The organism is Methylomonas sp. LW13, from assembly GCF_016865255.1.
Taxonomy (GTDB): Bacteria; Pseudomonadota; Gammaproteobacteria; order Methylococcales; family Methylomonadaceae; genus Methylomonas.
In genome coordinates this window covers 765,028-781,019 of the sequence record NZ_CP033381.1, presented here as the reverse complement: position 1 = coordinate 781,019, position 15,992 = coordinate 765,028, and the positions used below count along the sequence as shown (strand labels likewise).

At 50.3% G+C, this 15,992-nt stretch carries 14 protein-coding genes; all 14 read right to left on the bottom strand.

Annotated elements, in window-relative coordinates:
* Positions 1 to 17: 17 nt before the first annotated feature.
* On the bottom strand, positions 18 to 971 hold the full coding sequence (locus tag JL719_RS03410) for a hypothetical protein (RefSeq protein WP_033155991.1): 954 nt from the start codon (positions 969 to 971) through the stop codon (positions 18 to 20).
* Complete coding sequence (locus JL719_RS03405; protein WP_033155990.1) at positions 968 to 3,133, bottom strand: glycosyltransferase; 2,166 nt, start codon at positions 3,131 to 3,133, stop codon at positions 968 to 970. The genes JL719_RS03410 and JL719_RS03405 overlap by 4 nt, the downstream gene beginning before the upstream one ends.
* On the bottom strand, positions 3,133 to 5,196 hold the full coding sequence (locus JL719_RS03400) for a hypothetical protein (protein ID WP_033155989.1): 2,064 nt from the start codon (positions 5,194 to 5,196) through the stop codon (positions 3,133 to 3,135). The genes JL719_RS03405 and JL719_RS03400 overlap by 1 nt, the downstream gene beginning before the upstream one ends.
* Positions 5,193 to 6,677 (bottom strand): sulfotransferase family protein, encoded by a 1,485-nt coding sequence (locus JL719_RS03395; protein WP_133120651.1) that lies wholly within the window; start codon positions 6,675 to 6,677, stop codon positions 5,193 to 5,195. Before JL719_RS03395 ends, JL719_RS03400 begins: the two co-directional genes overlap by 4 nt.
* A 62-nt stretch (positions 6,678 to 6,739) precedes the next feature.
* A complete protein-coding gene (locus tag JL719_RS03390; protein WP_033155987.1) occupies positions 6,740 to 8,071 on the bottom strand; it encodes an ABC transporter ATP-binding protein in 1,332 nt (443 codons plus the stop codon).
* 58 nt (positions 8,072 to 8,129) lie between these two features.
* Positions 8,130 to 8,921, bottom strand: a complete 792-nt coding sequence (locus JL719_RS03385; protein WP_033155986.1) for an ABC transporter permease — start codon at positions 8,919 to 8,921, stop codon at positions 8,130 to 8,132.
* A 115-nt stretch (positions 8,922 to 9,036) separates the two neighbouring features.
* Positions 9,037 to 9,636: an NUDIX hydrolase gene (locus JL719_RS03380; protein ID WP_051669803.1), complete on the bottom strand. Its 600-nt coding sequence runs from the start codon at positions 9,634 to 9,636 to the stop codon at positions 9,037 to 9,039.
* Between the two features lie 30 nt (positions 9,637 to 9,666).
* Positions 9,667 to 10,605 carry an NAD-dependent epimerase/dehydratase family protein gene (locus tag JL719_RS03375; RefSeq protein WP_033155985.1) on the bottom strand — a complete coding sequence of 313 codons (939 nt, stop codon included), beginning with the start codon at positions 10,603 to 10,605 and terminating at the stop codon, positions 9,667 to 9,669.
* Between the two features lie 25 nt (positions 10,606 to 10,630).
* The gene (locus JL719_RS03370) at positions 10,631 to 11,215 is read right to left on the bottom strand and encodes a D-sedoheptulose-7-phosphate isomerase (RefSeq protein ID WP_033155984.1); all 585 of its coding nucleotides are present in this window, start codon (positions 11,213 to 11,215) and stop codon (positions 10,631 to 10,633) included.
* Complete coding sequence (locus tag JL719_RS03365; RefSeq protein ID WP_201799013.1) at positions 11,206 to 11,925, bottom strand: nucleotidyltransferase family protein; 720 nt, start codon at positions 11,923 to 11,925, stop codon at positions 11,206 to 11,208. Before JL719_RS03365 ends, JL719_RS03370 begins: the two co-directional genes overlap by 10 nt.
* 10 nt (positions 11,926 to 11,935) lie before the next feature.
* Complete coding sequence (locus tag JL719_RS03360; RefSeq protein ID WP_033155982.1) at positions 11,936 to 13,105, bottom strand: DegT/DnrJ/EryC1/StrS family aminotransferase; 1,170 nt, start codon at positions 13,103 to 13,105, stop codon at positions 11,936 to 11,938.
* Positions 13,106 to 13,121: 16 nt separating this feature from the next.
* Positions 13,122 to 14,084 carry a transketolase family protein gene (locus tag JL719_RS03355; RefSeq protein ID WP_033155981.1) on the bottom strand — a complete coding sequence of 321 codons (963 nt, stop codon included), beginning with the start codon at positions 14,082 to 14,084 and terminating at the stop codon, positions 13,122 to 13,124.
* On the bottom strand, positions 14,081 to 14,899 hold the full coding sequence (locus JL719_RS03350) for a transketolase (protein WP_033155980.1): 819 nt from the start codon (positions 14,897 to 14,899) through the stop codon (positions 14,081 to 14,083). Before JL719_RS03350 ends, JL719_RS03355 begins: the two co-directional genes overlap by 4 nt.
* Before the next feature lie 94 nt (positions 14,900 to 14,993).
* Positions 14,994 to 15,989, bottom strand: coding sequence for a GHMP family kinase ATP-binding protein (locus JL719_RS03345; protein ID WP_033155979.1), 996 nt, complete (start codon positions 15,987 to 15,989; stop codon positions 14,994 to 14,996).
* Between the last annotated feature and the right edge of the window lie 3 nt (positions 15,990 to 15,992).

The window sequence follows — 15,992 nt, the reverse complement described above, 5'->3', positions numbered from 1 at the left end:
TAATTCATGCCTATTAATCAGGTGTCCAAGCGCTCCAATAAACTCCAATACTCTATCAAATCATGTGGAAACCGATGCTTCGCGAGAAAAGATTGCCGCATGCCTTCATATTGCGTCAAACAATCTTGATAGGCCTGGGGCCAATTATTCACCACCCGCCTTAATTCATCTTCCCAGCCAGTTTCATGCAATTGAATACAGCATTCAGCAATGCAGGATCGGTCTTGCGTTCCAATCGAAACCGTTGCTCGGCCGCAACGCAACGCGGCAATGATACGCATCAGTGAAAGCCAACGCCAATTGGGTCGCTGGGGAATATTCAACACGATGCGCGCGGATTCATTAAGTCGGTCACGCCCCTTTCTCGGTAAAAAGTTCGAGGTTTGCGCTAACACAAAACGTTCGGCAATCGCCCGTAGCGTTTGATCCCGAAACGCAGTAAGTGCGCCGGAAAAAACGACTTCATGCGTCGGGTTTTGACCCGTCAAATCAACACGCACTAATTCGGGAAACGGAAGCGTTCTGACTGTAAGGCCGGGAAACATTCTCTCAGACCCTACTAACTCAGGCAGGTCCCCCAACACAAAAATAGCCCGAAAATAAGGTACGCAATCCATGAGATTCTTGATTCTCGCCACCTGAGTTGCAGGATGCATGTAGTCATTATTGCTCCATAATCGGTCGCCATGGATGAACAATTCGTTTCCAACCAGATCAAGGTGCTCGGTCATAATAACCGCCACTCGCTTGCCAGTGCGTTCGCAATAATCAATGAGTGTCCTGCTGGTCATTTCCGAAAAATTCTCGATGACTACATTTAGCGCACTATCCTTTGGGGTGCGCCCCATAGTCACGGAATAACCATGTTGCTGCATTATCAGAAAAAAGAACTCGATCTGATCAGTTACGCCTTGTAAAGGATGGTTATATAACCAAAGGTGAATCGACCGACTCTTGGAATGCCCGGTCATGACAAACTGCGCTCTACAGCCATTCTTACGTCCTCAAGCGAGTCGCCGGTATAGAGCTGGCTATAGCCGTTTGTATTTACACGATTCATATCAAATGCCCCTTCGGCTTGCATGATTGCAAAAAAAGAATTTCCAACACGGATCAAATTGAAGCCGCAAACCCCTTCTTCAACCAACTCAATGCTTTCTTGCGATACAGTCGATAACTCTTCAACTTTACGCAGAATGTCCTTAAGACTTGTTCCTTTAATGCAAACTTCGTAATCTCCAGCATCTGCGCGCTGCTTGTTGAATTCTCCTCCATTCTTGGAGATGGCATAAAACTGATGATTGCAACGTATAATATTCAGCCCATTCATATCTTGTGCAACAAGTTCAATATTGGCTTCCGGCTGGGCTATTTTTTGCTCGGCAACTATTTCGCCAAAGAATTGCCTCCATGCTCGATATAAACGCCTTAACAACTTAAGAAATTTGGATGAGAGCGCGTAAACAAGGGGAAAAGGCATTAATTTGTTGGCTACGACTTCAATAAACCGTTTTGTATTTCGGCGCTCGGCCTCCGTGATTGGGACTCTGAGATAACATCCGCCTAACCCTTTTATTTCCGTTGAAAACGCGAGAGGGATGGGCAATGACTGCTCGACATACTCAGTGATTGGAGACCAGTCATGCAACCCCACCGCTTGATCGCCAGGAGAGGCAATAAAACACCCCCCCATTTCGGTGACGCATCCTTGACCGGTATGCAATCTCGCTACCGGTTGCGGCGGACTCGTGAAAACCCTGCCCCAATCGCTGTCGTCAATTAAAAGATGATGCTTCGCTGGCGATAAATCTGTTGCCCCATTCGACACAAGATTATCTTTAAGAAAATCCTGATATAAACCATATACGTCAGACCAAAAGGCTTCGCTGAATAGGCGCCCTGAAAACTCCATACGAGCTTTTCTGCACACGTTGGCAGACAATTCTGCGTATTTTTTTGGATTTTGGAACAGTTCTGTTATGCGCCTTAAGAGTTGTTCAACAAGGGCGTCTTCCAAATCTGGATTTCGAGCATATTGATCAATCATTACTCCGCATTCAGGATCTCGTCGCCAATTGTTGGCATATACTCCGGATAAGATTATTCCATCCTTCCCATCCACGACATAGAGGCTGGTCCCAATGGTATCGGAGACAACCGGCACAGCGCCCGCGTCCATAGCCTGCATGATCGAAACCGAATGCAAGGAAGCGCTCGGAAGCAGCAGAAAATGCGCGGCGCACATTAGCTTCTCCAGTTCATGCGCTGTCAGATAATCCTCAATCCATATAATGCTATGACCTTCGTGACAGCCCAACCAATCTAAATCAACACCATATTGTCGCAACATTGCATCCGAGGGGCGTCCGCAACGCATAAACAATCGTTTATTCTCCGGATCGCGACAAAAGGCTTGCCAAAAACGCAAGACAATATGCCCGCCGCGCAAGAAAAAATTTGCGGGATTCTGATTGGCCGAATTGACAAACAGGAATCTGGTTGACGATAGAGGACCTTTGGATAATCGTTTATTTTCTTCCGCCCCCTCCATTAAACCAATGCGCGACAAATGAAGCTTGGCATCGATGATAGGCGACGCAAAAAAACGGCTCAAATCCGTGATCGTCTCAGGTAAATGGGAAAAAACTCCAAGACACAGCGGATTTTCGAATATTTGCTTGTAATGCGCTCGTACCTGTTCTTGCGATTCCATGCTACCGGTTCCTTGATGCGCGAATGGAAAAAAAACCGGCGCGAACGATTCGCAGTGAAATACAAAAGGGCGACACAGACTCGGAAACGGTGCAGTGTGATGAACTTCAATCTCACCGGGCAATAATCGGGTTAATGCCTGATTGGCGGACCAATAGTGCGCAAAGTAATCCTTCTCGATAGGCGATAAGGAAACGTTTTCCAACTTGACAGCCTCTTTCGCAACTTCGGCGAGTAAGGATTCTCTGAACGCCTCGTCGCCGCGCAAAGATTGCGATAACTCGATGTTATCCCATGCCGCGATATTCAACCAGTCGGGCTTCTCTTCGAACAACGCCCGGTAGAGGGGATGAAAGCCATTCAGCGGAATATAGTGTGTCAGGCTCCAGGGAATTGCGACATTCAGTATCTGTTCGCTCATCAAGGTTTTCTCCGAAACAGACGCGATAGGAAACTCGCATTACGAATGTTGAGCTTATTATTCAAGTCCATAATTCGTTCTTCTTGTTTGTGTAGTTCACCTTGCAAGTCTGCGTGCTGTTGAATAATGCTAGTTAACGTATTCTGCAAACTTTTGACCACGGAGCCCTCAATTTGCAGGCTCAATCCCTGTAGAGAACCTTCGATTTTTTCTCCGTATAAACGGGACATATCATAAACATGCTGTTGAATGATGCTAGTTAGCGTATGTTGCAAACCTTTGACCACGGAGTCTTCAATCTGCAGACTCAAAGCCTGTAGAGAACCTTCGATTTTTTCCCCGTATAAACGGGCCATATCATAAACATTCTGCAACTGTAACTGTTCCGATTGCGTTTGGATCGAACGCGCACAGTCGTCGAGCTGAGCTTGCAAACCGGCAATATTTCCGTTGACATTATTCGTCAGGCGAACCGCCGTCGAGATACCATCTATATCATCCATCAGAGTGTCGACATCCCTTGCCATTAGAATAGCGTCCGGCGTGTAAAGGGTCAGCAAAGTCTGTAAATTTTGCGCTAAATTGATCGTGCCAACAGACTGACGCAAAGCGAAATAACGTCCCTTCCAGGCCACCAAATTGAAGCCTTTGTAAGCATCAAAGAGACAAGGCTCTTCGGATTCCATCCAGTAGGCCAGGGAAACGTTGTGCGCCGTGTTGGAATGCAACTCAAGCCCCGTATGGTTAAGCTGCGCCAATTGCCGATCATAAGCCTTACGGCCAATCAACAATACGGACTTTAATTCGGCAAGCGTCGTTGCCGAAGGCAAGCGCGCAAGCTGCTGGGGCGCGCATTCCTCCAGAGCAATAACACCCGCCGACAGGGGGACGGCATAAAAACGGCGGGCATAGCGGACAAGATTGCAGCCCATGAAGTCTTGTTCCACGGTCAAAGGCATCTCGTTGAAGTCTTTGGCCGAATACCGCAACGGACGCGACTGAAATTCAGCCACCCGGCTAGGAATCAACGAATCACCCCTTACCGTGTAGCCGAAGCCGGAAAGAACATCAGAGCATCGATCGGCCAATTCGTCGATCAGATTTGAAGGCAATTGCGAAAGATAGCCACCTATACGACCTTCACGAAAAGTCGCCGAATTCTGATTGAAGACCTGAGCAGCGATGTCTTTGGTAATACCGTCCGCCTGAAGTTTTAACTGTATGGCCCAAATCGATTTAAGTTGAGCGCGTGCCGAACCGCCGCCGGCTCCCCCCACCAGTTCCTCGAAAGCGACCGGGATGACATTCGGAAAATTCAGCCATGGCAAAAAACCTCCCACACGCTGCCGTAAGGAACCCAACAACCATTCGTCGTCTACCAATTGGCGCACCCGATGTTCAAAATCCTCACCGGAAAAATAGCCTGCGAAAACCGTTTTACCTTCGCGATGGTAGTAATGCGCCTCAGAGACCAGAATATCCAACGGGTGCCGGTAAACAAAGAGCACAGGGGATTGAGTAACCGGATGGTGCCGATTGCCAAATGGCGCTCGGCGCACCGAGTCGATAAAGAAATCGCGAGCAACCGTATGTGAGTTACTGTATTCGATACAATACCAAGTGCCTGGCTTGGGAAAATCAGGTATTTGAATACCAGCAGCATATCCCAACGCTCGAGCAAACTCGTAGGCCAAATGCGTTCCAGCCTTGGGGATAGAAACTATAAACAAGGGTTTGCGACTCATGTGCCAATCACTTTTCGGCGCAAAAATCCGTACCTGTTGCAGATCCGAACATGCCAACAACAGATCCCCAAGTTGCTCGCCGCGAGTTTCCGTAAACAACAACACGCGAGCTTGTTTTAGAACTTCCATTGGTGGAATATCCGCGTGCGCAATAACCGATACGCCTTCGTTAGCAGCATCCCGCACGATGGTATCCGCAAGCTCGCCGTGACCCACAAGATAAACAGGCCCGTTTAATGGCGGATTGTCGCGCAAGGCTTCTGCAAAGGCTCGCGCAGTCGGCTCGAGAAATCTAAGTTCGCTGCTGTTTCCTTTCATTTATTCACCATCAAAATGAGTTCGGAAAAAGAATCTGCAATTCCCGTAAAAGCAATGCCGGAGAGGTTCGGCAGGCTAAAATCGACAGGCCCCAACGCCTGTGGAACCGCATAATACTTGCCTTGAAAAAGTACGATATTTGTCGTTCCCACGCTATCCAGCAACAGAGGCTCAGAGTATTTCTCCTTCTTACCGGCGTAGGAGCACTGGCCAGCATTGACCGCAGCGGTCATAGCGGATACAAACGAGGCCAGCTCCGCATCATTATCGTAAAGTCTTGATACGACTGGCGTTATCGAATCTATCATGGCCGAATCTAAATCGTCATTATGCACCGCGTCGATCCAGATTGAGGCTGCTTCATTGAAAATGCCGCACGCCTCCTCCGCCACATCCGACACTTCCATGACCAAGCTTTCGTCGCGGCACGAGGACCGCTCAATGGCCGTATGGGTTCGCCAAGGATATTGGCGAAAACCAAAACGAGAAAAATCGATGTTGGACTTGTTGAAAGCAAATCCAAACAAATCTTCGTCACCGTAATCACGAAATACCTCGCCCCGTCGAATATAGTCTTCGAGCATTTGCTGAAATGGCGTATACGCACTTTCGTCTAAAGGCGACATGGGGCCGTAACCGTAGCGAACCGCATACGTTTCGATCCCGTGGTCGCGCAAAATATCGAGATGGGTATTGGTTATCCAGTCCTTCCAGCCCTCAACGATGCCATGCCCCCGACGTAGATTGTGCTTGTGGGCGCCGGTTAGATTCACGTGGTCGAGTTTTGCCCATAAGGCTTGCGCCTGAGGTACGCTTGTGCCGCAACCCAATTCATCCGCAATACCGAGAATGGTCTTGACCGGACTATCAATCAAGTCTTCCCAGCGCATCAAATAGTAGTGGTGATCTTGCTGAGTGAATTCTTCAAGGTAAGCCTTAAAAGGCGGCAGTAGCGCTTCGAAAAAGTTAAGATCGCTAAGCTTGTAAAGAGCAAGGCGTTGTCTTAGAAAGTCGTTATCCTCCTGACAGGGAACAAAACGTTGGATATATTCACTGGCCAGCGCATTGATCGAAAAACAGGCAGATGTTAGCGTTCCCGCGGGATGACGCATTGATGCAAAACGCAAGCCCTTCGGGACATCAAGCGCGCTCAACCAAGCCGCCGGCCCAACATGCGAATGGACAACCTCGTAATAATTGAGAATCTCTCGGGGATGAGAAGTAATTAATGTGAAATCCCCGCCACCACGCAGGCCGATATATTTTCGAAATCGAGCATCGCGAAACTCGGAACCGGCCAACCATTTAGGTCCTCCGGCCAATTGTCGAAAGTTGTAATTGTAAATGAGATCGTGCGACAGACCGCGGCGCATGAACACATCTTCTATTCGCCGGGAAATCTGGAATCCGGCAGTGTCGCACAGCGCTTTGATGCTAAGCGTACGTCTATCCCGTGCCGGACCGACAAGTTCAGCAATCACGCTGATGAGTAAAGAGAAACCGCTACGGGGATAACCTACCACCAACGGTCGTGGAGCTATCATTAAACTACCTGCTCATCCGGAATCTCTACAGCCACTAATTCAGGTACGACCTGAAGGTCAACAAAACCGACCGACTGCGGTGTATCCGAAAATTTCAATCGTGCCACCGAGCGTCGCACATCGACAAAACTATCTTGCCCATCGACAAATTCGTTACAACCGAGATTGAGAAAATATTCGCCCCCGGTAAGATGCGCTTGCCAATGGAATCTTAACACCGCATAGCCGTCAGCTTCGATTTGAGCGGGAGGATGTCCCATCATTGCCAGGTTAGTGCCAAAAACATAAGTGCCTTCTAGCGAGACGATGGCAAAACCAACCGAGAGTTGCACGAACTCGTTGCCGACTAATTTGACAATCAACTCGCAATTGGCATGCGAGGCAATCTCGGGAGGATTCAATTCACCATCGACCACCAGATCGAAATCGACAATCCGGGCCTTACCCGAGCCCATTCGGGTTTCGTGGCGGTTATAGGTAGGTTTTAAAGGGATTTTATCGGTTTTGTCCGCCCTTTCCTTTTTGGGCATCTCCGACATTCCCTTGACCATTTCCTTCTTTCGTTTACCGTTGTTCTTCGATATGTTTTGAGCCTCTCCGAACAACAACTTTTGGTAGTGATTGACAGCACCAGCGATCGGGCCGATGTGTACCAACTCTCCCCGATCCAAAACGACGCCACGGTTGCAAATCCTTAACAGGGTGTCCGTACTGTGCGAGACAACCAAAATAGTCTTGCCTTGCTCCATGAAGTTTCGGATGCGTTGGAAACAACGGTGTTGGAATTTGGAATCACCAACGCTCAGCGCCTCGTCGACGACAAGGATTTCGGGGTCTATATGAATCGCGGCCGCAAATGCAACCCGGACAAACATTCCAGAAGAATAAAGCTTAACCGGCTGATCAAAGAATTCGCCGATGTCGGCAAATGCTTCGATATCGTCGATACGCTCTTGCATTTCCTGTTTCGAAAAACCTTGAATGGCACCATTTAAAATGACATTTTCACGCCCGGTGAATTCGGGATTGAAACCAGCTCCCAACTCCAGTAATGCGGAAATTCTGCCGCTCGACTTAACCTCTCCTCCGGTAGCCTGCATCACTGCGCAGATGATTTGCAATAACGTCGACTTGCCTGAACCGTTACGCCCCAAAATACCGAAGATTTCCCCGCGATGCACATCGAAACTAATATTCCTCAGCGCCCAAAATTCTTTGTGGTACTGCTTACGGAATGGATGAATAGCCTCAATTAACCGTTGCTTCGGAGAAGAAAACAATCTGAATTTCTTACTAACGTTGCAAACTGATATTGCGGGCAACGACTCCATTAAGCCCCCTCCATTTCAGTTAAATAACGCTTATTAATCACATTATGCTCCATTATATTCAAAGCATATCGGCAAACTCAGGCTTAAGCCGCCGAAAAATATAAGCACCGCAAAATAGAATCGAAATTGTCACAATCCAAAAAAAAGCAGTATCAGCTAAATTTGGTAATTTCGGCTCCGGAAATATAAGTAAGCCACGATACCCTTCAACAATATAGTAAATTGGATTATAAGATAATAGATGGCGATAATTTTCCGGCAACAGTTCCATTGACCACACAATCGGCGTTAACCAAAACAGAACATTCAATATCACGGATAGGGCTTGCGCTATGTCCCGGTAAAACACTTGTAGCGCGGAAAACAACCAACCCAGACCGAGTAGCAATGTGGCGTTGCACAGCATGAAATAGACCACCAACAAACGCACCGGCGAAAATGCAATGTCATACCAAACTTGCATTCCTATCACAAAGATCATGAAGATCATATGCGGCACAATACCTGCCGTGATGAATACGAAGGGGAGTATTTCGGTCGGAAAAACGGTTTTCTTAATCAGATGAGCGTTACCGGTCACCGATCCGGTAATGGTGATCAAAGTTTCATTGAAATAAAACCAAACCATCAGTCCGGTGATAAACCACATAATGAAAGGCGAACCGGCGGGCGCGGCCGCTTTAAAACCTACCGAGAACACAAAATAAAACACCGCCACCGTAGAGGCTGGCTGGATGATAGACCATAATGCCCCACCCATAGTCCCAACGTATCTGCTTTGCAAATCACGCAAGGCAAGTGCGCCAATTAGTGAACGATACTTCATAATATTACTGACAATATCCAACATGGAATCAAGGCGGAGATTAGATTACCGGGCAAATTAGTTTGGGCGGCGAATTGAACTCAAACTAGCTGATAGCACATTTAAAAAGCCGTAGCGGAGCAACAAATCAAAAATGTCTTCAAACATTGAAATCATGCGTCATCAACCATTTGTAAACCAGCACCAACGAACTGGCGTCTTCGATTTCACCCTCGGCAATCATTTGTAATACCTTGGATCGGTCGAAAAATTGAAGCTCGCCGTGGCCGAACTCCGGTTCGACCTTGGCGGTTGCACCGGCATCGACCGAAGCGGCAAACAGCCGAGAGCGAGCCTGGATAACGCCTGCTTCCGGCGACAGCTCCCCCATATCCCTCAAACCACCGTCCAATAGCGCCAACCCCGTCTCTTCCATCAGCTCGCGTTCCGCTGAGGCGGCGGGGCTTTCACCGGGCTCCCCATGCCCCTTGACCACTTCCCAAGACCAGCGCTGCAAGGGATGTCTTAACACTCGGATCAAGCCAATACAGTGCCTTGCAACCGGAAGTACAGCAACGCCAGCGACAGAGCCCTCGACTAAGCAGCGAGGTACGACGCTCAGATAGCGCGGCACTTCGTTGCCGTGAGAATCAACGACGTGATCGGCATAAACCCGAAATAACGCATTTTCGAATACCTCTTGCCGCCCCAAAAGTTCGATCCTAAAGTTTTCGTCCTTTACGTTATTTTCGTGTTGCATGCCGGCGCTGAGGTTTAGTTTGGTGTTAGATCAAACGTTGCCGTACATCGAGTTCTTGATCATCGTGAAACCTTTGATCAATTCAGCAATACCAGCATCAAGGCTGACAGAAGTTTTGTAACCGGTTGCCTCAATTTTTGCATTGGAGACGATGTAGTTGCGCTGATCGGGATCTTTACCGACCGGTGCGTCGATAAACACGAAGTCGGGAATCTGCTTTTTGATTGTTTCGCACAATTCCTTTTTAGACACGTTGGCTTCGGAGAGCCCCACATTGTAAATCTGGCCCTTCATCGCGTCATAATTGGCAATCGCATGCTGGAAAGCCCTTGAAACGTCACGCACGTGTACGTAATTGCGTTTGAAATAACCTTCGAACAGCACGACAAAACGGTCGTTGACCGCGCGATAGGTAAAGTCGTTAACCAGCAAATCAACGCGCATCCTTGGCGACATGCCAAATACGGTCGCCAAACGGAAGCTGATTGCGTTTTCGCGCTGCATCAATTCCTGTTCGATTTTGACCTTTTCGATTGCATATTGCGAAATCGGACGCAACGGCGACTCCTCGGTACAAAAATTGTTTTCATCGCCGGTGCCGTAAGCGCTGTTCGTGGTCGGCATCAACACGATTTGATCCTTGGCCAACAACTTCAGCATCAGCGTGATCGCGTCGTGGTTGGTAGTGGTTGCGCCGATTGGATCCAGATTGCACAGCGGCGCCCCCACCAGCGCAGCCAACGGAATCACAATATCGGCATTTTTGAGCAATGGTGCGACATTTTTTTCCAAGCGGATGTCACCCTTTACGACCGAGAAATTCGGGTGGTGGCAAACGTGGTTCAAACTGCTTTGCTTGAACATGAAGTTGTCGAGCACCGTAACTTTATGTCCCGCCGCCAGCAAGTCGGGTACCATGGTAGAACCCAGATAGCCGGCACCGCCGGTCACTAAAATGTTGTAACTCATAACTCTCCTTTCGGTTCGAAAAAATTCATTCGCCAAAGATTGCCGCTTCGACGCACTCGCACAGCGTATGCGCCAGGACTATGTGCAATTCCTGAATAGTGCTGGTCGCAGTTCCCGGAACGACTACTGCATACATCGCAAGTTCGCGCGCTTTGCCGCCATCGCGGCCGCAAAATACGATGCTGGGTATCGACATAGCGCGGCATTGCGCCAGCGCTTGCAAGATGTTCGGCGACTGACCCGACGTGCTGATGCCTAAAAAGACGTCGTTGCCGCAGGCTTTACCGGCCAGCTGCCTGGAAAATACGTGTTCAAATCCGTAGTCGTTGCCGATTGCGGTCAGGATGGAACTATCGACAGTCAGGGCTTCTGCGGGCAAGGCGTCACGTTCCCGCGCCAGTTTACTGACAAACTCCGCCGCCAAATGCTGAGCATCGGCCGCCGAGCCGCCGTTACCGGCGATATAAATGCGGCCACCGTTGCGATAACAGGCAATGACGGCTTCCACCGCTGCGCCGAATTCGGTTAAAGCCTCGGTATCCGCCAATAGACTGATCTTGGCATCAATCGAGGCTTGAACATTGATCCTGATGCGCGAAACTATATCCACGCCGCCTCCTGGTTCAACACTTGCGCGGCGCGTGCGTAATCGTCTGGAATGCCAATGTCGATGAAAGTGCCCTGAAACTCGATACCGGTTAAACGCCGACCGGCCGTCAAAGCCGCCGGAAAAATATCGTCTTCGAGAGACCATTTGGCGTTTGGCGTAAATTGTTCTTCCAACAATGCGCTACGGCGCAGGCAATACACGCCGCCGTTGGCCAAACTGCCGATACCGCCCTTACCTGACTGCAAGGACTCGATGCGCCCGTCGTCCGCTACTTCCAGCGCCATATAGCGGCCTTCTTCGTTGGAACGAAACAACGAAAAACAGCAATCCGCGTCGTTACGTTGTGCGAAACACTTTAACTGCTCCAAATCCACAGCGAAGAAAGTATCGCCGTTGAGCAACAGAAAACGTTCGCCGGCCGAGATGTTGCGTGCGGCTAACAGCACCCCCCCACCGGTACCCAGAGGAGTTTGTTCGAGCACGTATTCGATCATCGCACCACGATAATTCTCACCGAAGTAATCAATGATGGCATCGCACCGGTAGCCAACCGATAGAATGAAACGCTCCACACCCTGGGTACGCCAATACTCGAATAAAAATTCGAGAAACGGCCGACCATTAATTGGGGCCATCGGTTTCGGCAAATCGGGTACCGCGTCACGCAAACGAGTGCCCAAGCCGCCTGCCAGAACAATTGCCGTGGTCACGATGTCGCCGTCAAACCGCGTTGAGCAACGCGCACAGTTCGTCGACTTCGGCAGAGTTCAAGTCGGGGAAATTGCCGATGTAAAAACCGTAAAAATGAACGTGTTCGGTATTCGGATATTCCAGATGATGGCCTTCCGGCACGATGCCGCGCAAATACGGCTGACGGATCTGGTTGCCGCCGCCGGCGCTACCTCGGCGGAATTCGATGCCGGATTCGCGCATTTTTTTCATCACTCGTTGAACCAAATTATCGTCGGCCTCTTTGAGGATCAGATTAAAAGCGTAATTGCTCGACCCCTCAAGTTTGAAATCGGTGCGGTATTTGGACGCATCAATTTTATCGAGAAAGCGCAGCAAATTTTCGGTACGCCGTTGTACGATCATATCGAGGCGTTTGAGTTGGCTACGGCCCATTATGCCGCCGATTTCGGTATTACGGGTGTTATAGGCCGGATAGGCAAAAATAAAATCCGGGTTGAGCTGCGGATTTTCGTCGATGTAGCGTGCCTTCAAATCATTGTCGGTCGCCTCGCGCACCATGCCGTGCGAACGCAACATGCGCACTTGCTGGTAGACCTCGGGGTCGTTGGTGCAAACCATGCCGCCCTCAATGGTGCTCATGTGGTGGGCGTAGTAATAGGAAAAATTGGAAATCCAGCCGATACTACCCAGCAATTTACCGTTATGGCGGGCGCCGTGCGATTCGCAGACATCTTCGATCAACGGAATGTGGCGGCGTTCGAGTTCCGCAACCAGTTCGTCGGTCAGGCCATCGAAACCTTGGACGTGAGTCAGAAATACGGCGCGAGTTTTGTCGGTAATCTTACTCAGAATTTGTTGCGTATCCATCGCCAGTGTCGCCGGATTGATGTCGGCAAATATCGGGGTAAAGCCGTTCTGCAACACCGATGCGACATCGGATACCCAGGCCAGCGGCGGCACGATGACTTCGCCGCCTTCGGGGTGGCGTATTTTCAACACCGCCATGGTCAGCAGGTTAGCCGAAGCACCGGAATTCAGGAAAACACTGTATTTCACGCCCAGCCACTCCGACCACTCGGCCTCGAACGCGCGCACGTTCGCACCATGAGTCAAAATCGGATCGTCTTGTTTGAGATGTTCGATCACTGCGTCGAGATCTTCGCGCAGAATGTTGTTACGCATCAGGGGGAATTTCATGTTGTCGAATACCCGGTTAATGAGAAAGTGATTGAATGAAGGCCGCAACGCGCCGTTGCACGGCTTCTGGCCCTATGCCGACTTGTTCGTGCAATTCGGCCCGTGTACCCAGCTCAAAACGGTAGCCGCCATTGACCCCCAGATTGAGCAGCGTCAAAGGCAGGTTCCGTCGAGCCAGAAAATCGAATAGCATGGCATCAACCCCACCGCGGCCACTGAAGCCTTCTTCCAAACTGACCAAGCCTTGATAGCCAGCGAGTTCGTCAGCTAAGCTATCCTCATCGAAACGCGCAATGTCCACCAAATCGATGACACCGACATCGTGCTCGGGGTCTTGCTGAGCCGCCACCTTCAGCGCGGTATGTAACATGTAGCCGGTCGCCAGCAAACATATGCGCCGCCCTCGACGGTGAACGTGAAAACCCAATCGCAAATCCGGTACCGTTTGTTCGTAGATTACCGGCAATACCTGAGCGTCAAAGCGCAAATATTTGGGGCCGGTAGCCGATACGCAGCGCTCGAACAATGCTCCAGCGGTTACATGGTCGGCGGGGGAAAACACCTGAAAATTCGGCATCGCGCGCATAAGGGTCAAGTCTTCGTAGCACTGGTGCGTCGGCCCGGAAACCACGTAACTATACCCGGCGCCGACACCGATCAAATTAACGTTAATCGGCCGCACCTCCGACAGCAATGCCAAGCTGACACGAATCTGTTCGTAACAGCGCATGGTTATGAACGGCGCGATCGCGTAAGCAAACACCGTAAACCCTTCGAGCGCCAGACCAGCAGACACGTTGATCAAATTTTGCTCGGCGATGCCGACGTTGACAAAACGGGAGGGGAAATCGGCGCGTATTTTATCCAGTATCGGCGAACCAAAATCCGCACTGACGAAAAATATTTTTGCATCCTGCCCCATCGCTTGCCAAATCCGATCAAGCAGAACGTCGCGCATCGGTAGCGGCTTGGTCGTCATGGCAATTGCTCCAGTAGACTGTCAATTAATTCCGGCTTGGGATTAAGAATGTGGGACAAAGGCGCATTCTCCAAACCCGGCACACCGCGACCTTTCAAGGTTTTGGCGATCAGTGCTTTCGGTTTACCAGCCGTCGTCGCCTTCATCTCCAACAAACCAGCCTGCACAGCCAACACATCGTGACCATCGACTCGGCGGCAATCCCAGCCAAACGCGGTTAAGCGCTCGCTTAGCGAATGGTGGCTGACGATGTCATCGGTATAGCCGAGCATGCTGATACCGTTGTCGTCGATGACGAGATTCAGATTGTCGAGCCTGTGCTGAGAGGCAAACATCGCTGCCTCCCAATTGGCGCCTTCGTGCAATTCGCCGTCACCCGACACCACGAACACTTGTCGATCACTGTCGAGCCGCTTCAAGCCCAGAGCCATACCGGTGGCTACGCCCAGACCATGACCGAGCGAACCGTTGACGGTCTCATAACCGGGAATCACCGGATCGGGAATACCGCCCAAAAAACCGCCGCTATGGCAAACTCGCAACAATTCATCTTTGGAAAAAAAACCGAGATCGGCCAAAATCGGATACATGCAAATTGAACCGTGGCCCTTACTGATCACGCAACGGTCACGATGCGCCGCCAATGGCTGAGAGGCATCGAAACGCAAGACGCCTCCGTAATACAAGGCGACGAAAATTTCAACGGCTGATAGCGACGAAGCCAACCGAGTCTCGGGCGCGCGACGGTGGATCGCTAGCGTCTCTCTCCAGACCCAATGGGCCTTGGCGCGTAAATCAAGGGGTTCGGAATTCAAAGCAGCGCCTCCGTTTCGGCGTTGGTTCGAGAACGGGGCGAACCGTTGGCCACCCCGGCATAAAGGCCAAGACATAAAAACTGGTGCATCACAATTAAAGTCCGTTGGGTTGGTAGAGAACCACTCGGCTGCCGGAGTCTTCGAAATTGAACGGCACGTGAATCAAGTTGTTGAGCCGTTCGCGAATCACGGCCTGTTTCTCCGGTTTAGCAAACAACAATAAGAAACCACCACCACCCGCGCCCAAAATTTTGCCGCCGATGGCGCCAGCGTCCATGGCCGCATTGTATATTTCGTCGATCTCTGGGGTGGACACCCGCTCGGACAAGCTACGTTTGTAATGCCAACTAGCATCCAACAGCTTACCAAAGGATTCGATGGGTTCGCGGCCGTCCTGCAGCAATGCAATAGCCTCGTCAACCATTGCCCGCATCAACTTCAGCTCTTTTTCGCGATTTTTCAAATTGTCGATTTTCGACTTCGCGACCTCGGAGGCGATACGCGAGAAGCCGGTAAAGCACAGCATCAAATGTTGACGGAGCTCTTGTTGGCGCTGTTGCGGCAGAATCAACGGTGCAACGTCGAAGGTATCATTGGTATGAAACTCAATCCGGTTGAAGCCACCGAAGGCCGCGGACACTTGATCCTGGGAGCCGACATTCTCACCAATCAAGTTTTGTTCGATGTGAATCGCATCGCTGGCCAATTCATCCTTGTTGGTCATTCGCCCTTGCAAGGCCTGCAAGGCGTTCAATAAGCCCACGGTAAACGACGAACTGGAACCCAAACCGGAACGAGCAGGCAGGTCGCCATCGTGATGAATTTCCAGGCCTTCTGCAACATTCGCCCAGTTAAGCACAGCGCGCACCGCGGGATGTTGAATTTCGTCGTTATGTTTGACGTTTTCGATCAAGGAATAGACGATGCGGTGTTTATGGTCAAAAAACGGCGGCAGGCGACGGCAACTGATGTAGCAATATTTATCGATGGAGGTCGACAGCACGGCGCCGCCATGCTCGCGATACCAACCCGGGTAATCGGTGCCCCCCCCAAAAAACGAAATCCTGAACGGGGTTCTGGTGATAATCAAGTG

Coding starts and splice junctions, on each gene's coding strand:
- JL719_RS03410 (WP_033155991.1), bottom strand. CDS start 971: ATGACCGGGCATTCCAAGAGTCGGTCGATTCACCTTTGGTTATATAAC.
- JL719_RS03390 (WP_033155987.1), bottom strand. CDS start 8,071: ATGGAGTCGTTGCCCGCAATATCAGTTTGCAACGTTAGTAAGAAATTC.
- JL719_RS03360 (WP_033155982.1), bottom strand. CDS start 13,105: ATGAAATTCCCCCTGATGCGTAACAACATTCTGCGCGAAGATCTCGAC.
- JL719_RS03385 (WP_033155986.1), bottom strand. CDS start 8,921: ATGTTGGATATTGTCAGTAATATTATGAAGTATCGTTCACTAATTGGC.
- JL719_RS03400 (WP_033155989.1), bottom strand. CDS start 5,196: ATGAAAGGAAACAGCAGCGAACTTAGATTTCTCGAGCCGACTGCGCGA.
- JL719_RS03380 (WP_051669803.1), bottom strand. CDS start 9,636: ATGCAACACGAAAATAACGTAAAGGACGAAAACTTTAGGATCGAACTT.
- JL719_RS03375 (WP_033155985.1), bottom strand. CDS start 10,605: ATGAGTTACAACATTTTAGTGACCGGCGGTGCCGGCTATCTGGGTTCT.
- JL719_RS03355 (WP_033155981.1), bottom strand. CDS start 14,084: ATGACGACCAAGCCGCTACCGATGCGCGACGTTCTGCTTGATCGGATT.
- JL719_RS03405 (WP_033155990.1), bottom strand. CDS start 3,133: ATGAGCGAACAGATACTGAATGTCGCAATTCCCTGGAGCCTGACACAC.